This window comes from Sinorhizobium mexicanum (genome assembly GCF_013488225.1).
GTDB lineage: Bacteria > Pseudomonadota > Alphaproteobacteria > Rhizobiales > Rhizobiaceae > Sinorhizobium > Sinorhizobium mexicanum.
This window is the reverse complement of sequence record NZ_CP041240.1, coordinates 351,869-361,563: the sequence shown is the minus strand read 5'-3', so window position 1 is coordinate 361,563 and position 9,695 is coordinate 351,869. Positions and strand designations below refer to the sequence as shown.

The window sequence follows — 9,695 nt, the reverse complement described above, 5'->3', positions numbered from 1 at the left end:
GGCAAGTCATGAGGGAAGGTCGAGCGTGAAGATCGCAGGGTTGTTCGCAGGCGTCGGCGGGTTGGAAAGTGGGCTCGCCGCAGCCGGCCATGAAACGAGCATGCTTTGCGAGATTTGGGAGCCGGCGCGCGCGGTTCTTGCGTCTCGGATTCCAGATGTGCCTTGTGAACGCGACGTTCGTGACATCAAGGCGTTGCCAGGCGAGGTCGAAGTGCTCGTGGCTGGTTTTCCGTGCCAGGACCTCAGCCAGGCGGGGCTGACGGCTGGCATCGAGGGGGCTCGTTCCGGCCTTGTCGGGCAGGTTTTTCGACTGCTCGATCAGCGTCGAGTGCCCTGGGTCGTGCTCGAGAACGTCTCGTTCATGCTGCAACTGGATAGAGGGCGTGCGATGCGCATCCTCATCGAGGCGTTCGAGGAGCGTGGCTATCGCTGGGCTTATCGGGTCGTCAACAGCCTTTCGTTTCTCCCCCAACGCCGCGAGCGCGTGCTTTTCGTCGCCACGACGACCGACGTCGATCCCGCTTCGGTGGTTCTGGCGGACGAGGCCGAGCCCCAGTTGGCGGCCACCGATCTCGACGCCCGTGCGCATGGTTTTTACTGGACCGAGGGTGTTCGCGGACTCGGGTGGGCTCCCGATGCGATCCCGACGTTGAAGAACGGATCGACCGTGGGTATCGCTTCCCCGCCGGCCATACTTCTTCCGACAGGGGGCGTCATCACACCGGACATTCGCGACGCAGAGCGGTTTCAAGGCTTTCCGGAGGATTGGACCAAACCGGCGGAGCAAGTCGGCCGTCCCTCGTTGCGATGGTCTCTCGTCGGTAATGCGGTTTCGGTTCCCGTCGCCAAATGGCTGGGCGGATGCTTGGCATCTCCGTCGCTCTACGACGTCCATAGAGATGGCAAACTCCCACCGGATGGCAGGTGGCCCAAGGCCGCCCGTTTCGATGGAGAGCGCCGGTACTCCGTATCCATCAATGCTTATCCGCAGTGGGAAGCGCGTCCGGCTCTCGTCAAGTTCCTTCAGTATTACGGCAAACCTCTGTCGGCACGTGCCACGCGCGGCTTTCTCTCCAGAACCGAACGAGCGACCCTGCGATTTGCCGATGGTTTCCAGGATCGCCTTCGCGGCCACCTGGCGCGCATGGAGGCCTTTGAGAGCCAGAAGGAGAGCGGATGCGCGGTGGCCGCGGAATGACAGCATCCCGACCGGACCCGATCACTTCGGCTCGCATGGCTGGTGTCAGGCAAAAGGGCACGCAGATCGAGACGGTGGTCGCCGGGGTGCTTCGTGAGAAGGGACTACGGTACCGTAAGAACGTCAAGCAGCTCGCCGGCAGCCCAGATTTTGCCAATCGATCGCGTCACTGGGCCATTTTCGTGAATGGCTGCTTTTGGCATCACCACACGGGGTGCCGGAAGGCGACGGTTCCCAAGACGAACACGGACTTCTGGACGAGGAAGTTCCGCGACAACCGCCGAAGGGATGCCCAGGCCATCAGGAGTTTGAGGCGAAGCGGCTATCATGTGATCGTCGTCTGGGAATGCAAGAAAGGGCGGATTCGTTCGAAACTAGGCAAGATCCTTGAAGCGCGTCGCATAGATCCCAGATAGCCGCGCAATCATCGTATCGTAATGATAGATGTCGCCCTGCTGGGGTGCGGGCGCAGCCTTGATTAGCTTTACAGGCTTTCCATCGTTCGGCATGTCGATCACGACTATCGAGAGTGCATCATACCCAACGTCCCCGACTTTCGAGCGGCGAGGCAACTGCTTGATCTTATCGATGGCGAGCTGCGCGTCTCTCGGTTGCTTGTGCCGGCTCCACTCCGGCTCGGTAGCCCGATTCTTCTTGTTGAGATCGGGGCTGAGATAGGTTTCGCCGATGTTCACCATCGTGAAGCCGACGGCGATCGCCTGTTCACTGGCCCCATGTACAGTGAGGTGCGAGGAATTCAATTCATCGTAGAGTCGTGGTAGCGCGCGCTGATGTGCGGTCATGCATGCCTTCGCTTCCAGCGCCATGACTACCGAACCGACCGGAGCACGAATGAGCCTCGGAAGATTGTCTAGAATGGCGCGTTCGGCATCGTTCAGCTGAATGTCATAGTCGGACGCGATGCTCGCCAACGAATCGCTGGTAGCGGCTCCGCTCGGTGTACAGAGGACGAGATCGAGGTTCTTCTTGCGATCGTGAACGAAATCTCGCATCTCATGATTGATGCCGAAACAAACGACGCCAGCTTCGACGTGACGTCGCAGCAGCGGGGTGGTTGCAAGAAGATCGAAGATGACTCCCCAGCAGGCGACCTTGGAATGATGGTCGCTTCTGGAATGATACTGCCAGAGGTTGCCAAACCGGTCACGACGGGTTGTCGAGGATAAGGTTCTCGTCAAAATCTCTGGTCCGTGCATACTGGCTTTCTCGTTCCCAAATCTTGCGCGAGACCAACCTTTATGGGACCGTTCTCTTCGACTCAGTCAGAATCTGTAGTGTGACACTACAAAACGCGTCATTGCGCGGCAAGGTGGAACTCCGCGAAGGAACACCGTTCCGCAAAGCGTTGGTCGAAACATGCATTCGATAAGCGCAACAGCGGCGAGTGCAATGGCCGTAGCACAAAGTTCACGCGGTTCCTGCGTAAGCCGTTCCGGTCATACCGCCAACCCTGCACGCGTGTGCTCACGTGACCCTCGCGCTTGGCTCACAACGAATTTGCGTCAGCCGATGTTCCCATTCTGTGCTCAAGGGATCGCATAATGTATCGTCCGGAACTCCGAAACAGATGCTCCATGCATGAGCATGCCTATACCGACCGCCTACTACAGCTACAGCCATGCCGGAGTTCGGTTGCCGGTTTGCGCCGCAGCGAAATGAAGGTCTCTGCACTTAGCTGCGCGCGAATTCCAGCAGCGGCCCGATGTGATGATCGTCCGCTGCGCGTAGTGCGGCGACGTAACGTGCGCGCAGTTCGCCGACGTCGGCCAGACTGCCGCCGCCCCAACTGAAAGGCTCGCCGCCAAGGCGCTCAATCAGAAGATCAGCCGCCAGTCGCGCATGACGACCGTTTCCGTTCGGAAATGCGTGAATCGCGACCAGCCGATGGTGGAATCGGATCGCGATCTCATCCGGCGGAAAGGTCCCATGCTCGACCCAATAGCGGATATCACTCAATAGACTCGATAGACTCGCGAGCTCCATTCCGATGCGGTAGGCCTGAATACCGATGTTGCGCTCCGTCGTCCGGAACGTACCGGCCCGTCGCCAAACGTCCCCGAACATTCGTTTGTGGAGTGTCCGCATGAAGTCTTCAGTGAGTATCTGCTCAAGGCGCAAACGCCGGCGGCCGCGTGCCCAGGCCGCACCCTCAACGATGTTTTCCTGCTCGGCCTCGTTGAGGTCGCTGCGGTGGGTGATCCAGGTCTGAAGCAGGCCCTCTCGCTCGTGCGGCTCAAGCGGTGTTGCGTCATCAGGCTCTTGGAAGAGATCCGTCATGTTTCGTTCCAGAGATCGCGTTCAGAGAGCTTGTCGCGAATGTACGCTTGGACGCGAGCTTCGAAATCTGCATTATCCGTGCCCTGAGCCTCCAACCGCATCGTGTGCGCAACGCGCTGAAGCTCGCGTATCGCGATCTTGCGTGCCCGAGCCTCGACGACAGCTTCGAGCGAGCTGTTTGGAACGAGGGCGTAGACAAGTGTGCAATCTAGAGCCTCGGCGGCCCGGCGCAGTGTGTTGAGCTGTATCGTCCCTGCTGCTTCTGACTTCTCGATCGATTCGATGGTTTGGGGCCGAACGCCGATGCGTGCGCCGAGCTGCGCGCCTGTCATGCCGAGAGCGTCGCGCAGAGCGCGCACCCATCCCTTCGGGGGCGCCCTGAACCGATCAATGGGCTGTAGCGTCTGAAGCCTTTCGTCGAGGCGCAGCCGGGCTCTCTTGCGAGTATCGCTCTTCATGGGTCTTCTCAGGCTATAACTTGATTACAGTCGCAACTGTATCAGTCTATAGACTGAATTTCAATACGAAGTATTCAGCCTATAAATTGACAAGCGGGACAGGGAATCAGCCTATGGGCTGATGTAAGCTCTTTGAAAATCAACCAATCGCTTGCGCATCGAACTACGCAACGTGAAGTTCAGAATAGCGGCGGCAATCCGCGAGTCGGCGACGTTCCCGGCCCGGGTATCCAGTCTCAGCGCTCCATGCTTTCACGAGATTGGAAAATCTTCCTAGGCCTCTGCGGGCATTGGCGTCGCCGCTCTTCCTTGGAACGTATGTATTTAAGCATCCATAGCGCGAATGGATTCCATCCATACAATCGATTTTACCGATCTCGCGTAATGCTGCATTGACGAAGCTTGGGCACTGAGGCCCGTCCGCGCGACCAGACCTTATAGTCGCGTATGATTCCGGCGCTGGATGGCCGTGGATTGCAATCCGCTCCGTCCTCAATCAGGTCCTCCGGCCATGACCGGTCGGAGGAGGCGAACCAGGCACGATTTTAGAGAAGCTGCAGGAGTAAGATGGCGAAGCTCACCGTTGTCATTGCGCATTACCAGAATGTACTCACGTCCGATGTCTGCACGTCGGATGGTTCCATGAAAGCCGATCCAGGCGTGAAGCGCTTCGGCGGTGGTTGTCATTTGACCTCGGCTACTGGCGGCGGCGTTTTTTCCCATCATTTCAGCGTGGCGGACCTTGAGGAGAGTGAGAAGGTTACGCGGAGGCTGAAGCACTGGTGACCTACCGCAGCTCAATCTGCTTCCCTCCTCGTTGGAAGTGGAAGCCCGAAATCGCGCTTGCGCTTGACCAACTCGAACTGGTGGGAGCCCCGACGTCACTTGCATGGTCTAAGGCGATATGCCGCCTCAGGCGGAGGCGGTTGATCAGATCGGCGGTTCCACCCGGCGTCTGGCGAGTAGGTAGCAGCCATCAACTAAAATCAAAGCCGCCCTGCAGCCGGCTTTAACGTCACCTGTCCATTTCTTCCATGCAGTCGGTTCGGTCGTGCTCATGACCCTCTATTACTCTTGCTTAAAGCGGAGTCCTTGTCTGAAGCAGGTATGCTGCGATGAAGATAAGCCTCTGCCCGATGTCTCGGGGCTCGTACTGCACAAGCCTTGTCACCCTTCCTCGCCACCTCCCCATGGATAGATGAAGACATGCGGTTCAAGGGCCTTGATCTAAATCTCCTCGTCGCGCTCGATGCCCTGATGGCCGAGCGTAACCTCACGGCGGCGGCACGCAGCATCAACCTGAGCCAGCCGGCCATGAGCGCGGCCGTCGCCAGGTTGCGCACCTATTTCCACGACGACCTCTTTACCATGATAGGCCGCGAATTAGTTCCAACCCCGCGCGCGGAACGGCTCGCGCCCGCAGTCCGCGAGGCGCTGCTACACATTCAAATCTCCATCATTTCCTGGGATCCGTTTTGCCCGGCTCAATCGGATCGCCGCTTCAGGATCATCCTTTCGGATTACGCCGCACTCGTCTTTTTCGAAAAGGTGGTGGAGCGCGCTGCGCGGGAGGCTCCCGCCGTCAGCTTCGAATTACTGCCTCTTGCGGACAACTACGATGACAGCCTCCGGCGCGGTGACGCCGATTTTTTGATTTTTCCGGAATTGTTCATGTCGCGCACGCATCCGAGAGCAAGACTGTTCGACGAGACACTCGTGTGTGTAGGCTGCCGCTCGAACAAGCAGTTATCAGAGCGACTTACACTCGAGGAATACATGTCGATGGGGCACGTGGCGGTCAAATTCGGGAATACCCGAACGCCTTCGATCGAGGAATGGTATCTGCTCGAGCACGGCTTCAAGAGACATATTGAGGTCGTCGTACAGGGATTCAGCATGATTCCATCCATGCTATCAGGCACCGACCGTATAGCGACCATGCCCTTACGGCTGGTGAAGTATTTCGCAAAAACAATACCCCTGCGGATCGTCGAACTTCCGCTGCCACTCCCCACGTTCACCCAAGCCGTCCAATGGCCTGCCCTTCATAATAGCGATCAGGCAAGCCTCTGGATGCGCGAGGTGTTATTTCAGGAGGCGTCCCGCATAATTTCTCCACGACGGGCCAAGGGACGTCCCAGGCGTTCCTGAACTTACGCGGGTCTCGCACCTAGACCAGCCTTTGCATCAACAGCCTGTCGTAGACATGGATGCTTGCTGCAAGTGCGCCTGCGACGTCGCCCGATGCGCGGGACTGCCCGACTCTCAACAGATTTTCCGATTGGCAACAGGTAGCCGGATCGACCGAGGCTGAACGATCCTTGCCCCCATCTGCTGCCCTGCCTCATCCGGCAAGCCGAGCCACGGCTTCGGCGATCGGCATGTCGATCAGCGTGATCGCGTTTGCTGCAAGGAAACGGCGTTCGTTTTTGGTCAGCGTTGCCGCATCGATCACCGCAATTCGTGGGCCGTGGGAGCGCTTCATGATCTGTCGGGCGTAGGTGCGCAGCATCTGGTCGTCGAAGCGGCAGCCGACGAAAAACAGACCCCGGTTGGTGCGCCGGTCCTGCACCACCTCAGGGATTGGCGTCTGGATATCGATTTCTGTCAGAACTTCGACATAGTCGGAATCTGAGACGAGGAAGTTTGCGGCCGGCCTAACGCTGCCGTGAGGCGTATAGAGAACCGTCCTTGCCGCTCGTCCGAGTTCGAGTTCCGTCCCTGAAAGATCGTAGGATTTTGTCCAAATGTCGCCGAATTCGTTCGCCCGCGTGATGCCTTGTATCTCAACCACGTCCGTTCGACCGGTCTCTGCAAGGGCCGCGCGCATCGTCCCATCGTACCAGCTATCGATGATGAGGGAGAGCGGTAGGGTTGCGAACCAGGCGTGGAGCATGGTCGGCGACACTGGTGCTGCGAAGATCTCGGCCATCCAGGCTTGAAGCGTACGGCGATGCCGGCGCTGTTCTATGAATTGCGCGACCGACCACATGTTGGTGCGTATCCTGGAAGGAGCTGTGGCACGCAAGTTAAGTGCCGCGGCGACTGCCTCCGGTGTGTGCGGTATAGTCGGTTGCGCGGAGCTGAGCCGCAGGAGACCCGGACCGAGATAGGGAACGATCCCATCGGTGGCGAGCACTTCCTTCAACAGGTCAAGTCGCCTTTCGGCATCAAAGTTTCGAAAAATCACGAGACGGTCCGAGGTCAGGATCGTGTTCATGTGTTTTCTCTCGCCGCTTGACTGCTATCCGCAGCATCAGTCCTTGTCGAAAATCCTCTTGGCCTCGACGGTGATCGGAAGAGGCGTATCCCGGGGCAGGTCGGGCAGGGCGATGCGCCAGCCGTTCTTGAGCGTTACAGCTCCACCCCATAGATCTTCCTTCTCGACCTTGATAATTGGCTCTTCGAGATCCTTCTTCGGAACATAGGCCGACAAGCCGGCGCTGGTTCTGCGGATCATTATCTTCATTTGGCTATCCCTTCGTTGAGGACAGTGACAGTTTTCTGGAGGCTCGTCAGTTCACGCGCGCGCATGCCGACAACGGTGCCGCGATCGACCCACTCGACGGCATAGACGTAGAACTGCTGGAGAAAGGTACCGATGTCGCGCACATAACCCTCGTCGCCCTTCCGCACCAGGTTTTCGCCGATATTTTTGCCGGGATAGGTGCCGTCATTCTTGATGTGGCGTGTAGCACGGACCCGCTCACCGGGTGTGAATCGGGGCGGCTTGCGGATTTCCACTTCCTGTTCGCGTTGAAGGCCCATGGCCTTTCCTCCATTCCTCGGCCGTATGAAGTCAAAAGGAACCCGACGGTCCTCCGGAGGACACCGTGACTGGTCGGTAAATCGCCTGGAGATCAGGCAGGAATGCAGGTCTTTGGCACTGGACATACGGAGGCACATTGCTGCAATTCGAATTCTCCCTTGCATTCGGTGCACTTTTCCGGATCGATCACGTAGGCCTCTCCCTTGAACTTGATCGCGCCGGAGGGACATTCGAACTCACAGGCACCGCATTGGGTGCATTGGGATGCGATGATCCGGAAGGCCATTTTCAGCTCCTGGTTTTGATGGAATGACGGGGGGGTCAGGCCGTGGCCGCCAGTGGTTCGAGCCCAAATTCGGCGGCGTAAAGCGCGCTGACGGCCGTCTCAATGTAGTCATAGCCATAGTCGTCCGTTACACGGACTCCAGCCTCCGTGAGCTGATCCTTAGGGCAATCTCCGATTTTGGCGCACAACAGGATATCTATACCTTCGAGCGCAGCGATGACGTCATCGAGGGTGGACTCCTCGCCCCAGCCGCCGCGGCAATACTGCTCGACCTTGCGATGCCCGACGAGGTTGATCCCGATGGCCGAGGCTTCATAAACCTGGAATTCCTTCGCATGGCCGAAATGTTCGTTGATACGGCCGCCGCCTTTGGTGGCTACGGCAACGAGGAGTAATCCGCTGGAGCCTGCCGCCTTGACCATCCCGATCGCCTCGCTCTTGGCCGTCACGTGATCACCTCGCTCGCGCGCGACCACCTCCCGATAGGTCTCGCGCTTGCTGGCGTCGTAGCGCACCTCGCCGGGAATCCGGTCCAGGGTGAATTCCTGGCCACGATCCTCGCCCAGCAGGCCGACCGCATCGGCCCGGCACTGCCGGCAATGACGCATCAACCTGGCGCCGCCATCGAGGCGATCTTGAAGCGTCTTCAGTTCGACCGCCCGCGGGCCGCGCTGCCCGGTCAGGCCGTAATAGGTTCCATGCACCGGGTCGGAAATCAGTGGCATCACGTTGTGCAGGAACGCGCCGCGTTCCTTGACCCATTTGTTCACCTCGACCAGGTGCTCGTCGTTTACCCCGGGGATCATCACCGAATTGATCTTGGTGAGGATGCCGCGCGCGGTGAGCATTTCCAGACCCAACATCTGCCGCTCGTGCAGGATCTTGGCGGCTTCAAGTCCGGTAAAGCGGCGGTGGTCATGAAAAATCCAGGGATATATTTTCGCACCGATTTCCGGATCGACCATGTTGATGGTGATCGTCACGTGATCAACGTTCATGTCCGCAAGCTCGTCGACATGGTCGGGCAGCGCCAGACCGTTGGTCGAAAGGCACAGCTTGATGTCGGGGATTTCGCTCGCGACGCGTTCAAATGTCGCCTTTGTCTTCTTCCAGTCATAACAGCCATCGCCCGGTCCGGCGATGCCGAGCACGGAAAGCTGCGGGACTTCATTGGCGACCGCAATGACCTTTCGCAGCGCTTGGTCCGGCGTCAGCCTTTCCGAGACGACCCCGGGCCGGCTTTCATTGGCGCAGTCATATTTACGATTGCAGTAGTTACACTGGATATTGCAGGCTGGGGCGACCGCGACGTGCATGCGTGCGAAATAGTGGTGCGCTTCTTCTGAATAGCAGGGATGGTCCTTGATCTTCTCCCAGGTAGCAGAGTCCACGTCCTCCGGCTTTGCGGGCGAACCGCAGGATGAGGATGCGCAAGCACCGGACTTCGCGGTCGCCAGCAGCTGATTCATTGTTGTCGTGCTGGTCAGGCTTTTAAGCGAAATCATCGGTGAGGACATTGAAGGCTCCGTTGCTGCATAACGTCGCGTTACAAAACGCAAGAGCCATGCCAACGAGAAGCGCTATTCCCTTCAATCGGTTAGCTTTTTTTGTCCGATTCCATTCATTTTCTCGCCGACAAGGTTTTGTAAGGTTTCCGACTGTGGGCAGACAAGGGTTTAAAAGGCA

At 58.4% G+C, this 9,695-nt stretch carries 12 protein-coding genes; 4 read left to right on the top strand and 8 right to left on the bottom strand.

Features of this window, described 5'->3' with window-relative positions; all coding sequences use genetic code 11:
• Window positions 1-25: 25 nt before the first annotated feature.
• Both FKV68_RS23795 and FKV68_RS23790 read left to right on the top strand, forming a co-directional pair.
• Window positions 26-1,198 carry a DNA cytosine methyltransferase gene (locus FKV68_RS23795; protein ID WP_180942066.1) on the top strand — a complete coding sequence of 391 codons (1,173 nt, stop codon included), beginning with the start codon at window positions 26-28 and terminating at the stop codon, window positions 1,196-1,198.
• Window positions 1,177-1,614: a very short patch repair endonuclease gene (locus FKV68_RS23790; RefSeq protein WP_342454813.1), complete on the top strand. Its 438-nt coding sequence runs from the start codon at window positions 1,177-1,179 to the stop codon at window positions 1,612-1,614. Before FKV68_RS23795 ends, FKV68_RS23790 begins: the two co-directional genes overlap by 22 nt.
• Here the strand turns inward: FKV68_RS23790 and FKV68_RS23785 are convergent.
• The 3 genes from FKV68_RS23785 to FKV68_RS23775 form a co-directional block, all read right to left on the bottom strand.
• Window positions 1,573-2,397: a hypothetical protein gene (locus FKV68_RS23785; protein ID WP_209647285.1), complete on the bottom strand. Its 825-nt coding sequence runs from the start codon at window positions 2,395-2,397 to the stop codon at window positions 1,573-1,575. The genes FKV68_RS23790 and FKV68_RS23785 overlap by 42 nt on opposite strands.
• A gap of 493 nt (window positions 2,398-2,890) precedes the next feature.
• The gene (locus FKV68_RS23780; RefSeq protein ID WP_180942063.1) at window positions 2,891-3,496 is read right to left on the bottom strand and encodes a mobile mystery protein B; all 606 of its coding nucleotides are present in this window, start codon (window positions 3,494-3,496) and stop codon (window positions 2,891-2,893) included.
• On the bottom strand, window positions 3,493-3,954 hold the full coding sequence (locus FKV68_RS23775; protein WP_180942062.1) for a mobile mystery protein A: 462 nt from the start codon (window positions 3,952-3,954) through the stop codon (window positions 3,493-3,495). Before FKV68_RS23775 ends, FKV68_RS23780 begins: the two co-directional genes overlap by 4 nt.
• A gap of 567 nt (window positions 3,955-4,521) precedes the next feature.
• On the opposite strand from FKV68_RS23775, the gene FKV68_RS23770 reads away from it, so the two are divergent.
• A complete protein-coding gene (locus tag FKV68_RS23770; protein ID WP_180942061.1) occupies window positions 4,522-4,740 on the top strand; it encodes a hypothetical protein in 219 nt (72 codons plus the stop codon).
• A 420-nt stretch (window positions 4,741-5,160) separates the two neighbouring features.
• Window positions 5,161-6,105 (top strand): transcriptional regulator NodD1, encoded by a 945-nt coding sequence (nodD1, locus tag FKV68_RS23765; RefSeq protein WP_180942060.1) that lies wholly within the window; start codon window positions 5,161-5,163, stop codon window positions 6,103-6,105.
• Window positions 6,106-6,298: 193 nt separating this feature from the next.
• On the opposite strand, the gene FKV68_RS23760 is transcribed toward nodD1, so the two are convergent.
• The 5 genes from FKV68_RS23760 to nifB all read right to left on the bottom strand — a co-directional run bounded on the left by FKV68_RS23760 (window position 6,299) and on the right by nifB (window position 9,526).
• On the bottom strand, window positions 6,299-7,174 hold the full coding sequence (locus FKV68_RS23760; protein ID WP_180942059.1) for an SIR2 family NAD-dependent protein deacylase: 876 nt from the start codon (window positions 7,172-7,174) through the stop codon (window positions 6,299-6,301).
• A 36-nt stretch (window positions 7,175-7,210) separates the two neighbouring features.
• Entirely contained in the window at window positions 7,211-7,423 is a 213-nt protein-coding gene (nifT, locus tag FKV68_RS23755; protein ID WP_180942058.1) for a putative nitrogen fixation protein NifT, read from the bottom strand.
• Complete coding sequence (locus FKV68_RS23750; RefSeq protein ID WP_180942057.1) at window positions 7,420-7,722, bottom strand: nitrogen fixation protein NifZ; 303 nt, start codon at window positions 7,720-7,722, stop codon at window positions 7,420-7,422. The genes nifT and FKV68_RS23750 overlap by 4 nt, the downstream gene beginning before the upstream one ends.
• Before the next feature lie 92 nt (window positions 7,723-7,814).
• Complete coding sequence (locus FKV68_RS23745) at window positions 7,815-8,009, bottom strand: 4Fe-4S binding protein (protein ID WP_180942056.1); 195 nt, start codon at window positions 8,007-8,009, stop codon at window positions 7,815-7,817.
• Between the two features lie 35 nt (window positions 8,010-8,044).
• Window positions 8,045-9,526 (bottom strand): nitrogenase cofactor biosynthesis protein NifB, encoded by a 1,482-nt coding sequence (gene nifB, locus FKV68_RS23740; protein ID WP_180942055.1) that lies wholly within the window; start codon window positions 9,524-9,526, stop codon window positions 8,045-8,047.
• Between the last annotated feature and the right edge of the window lie 169 nt (window positions 9,527-9,695).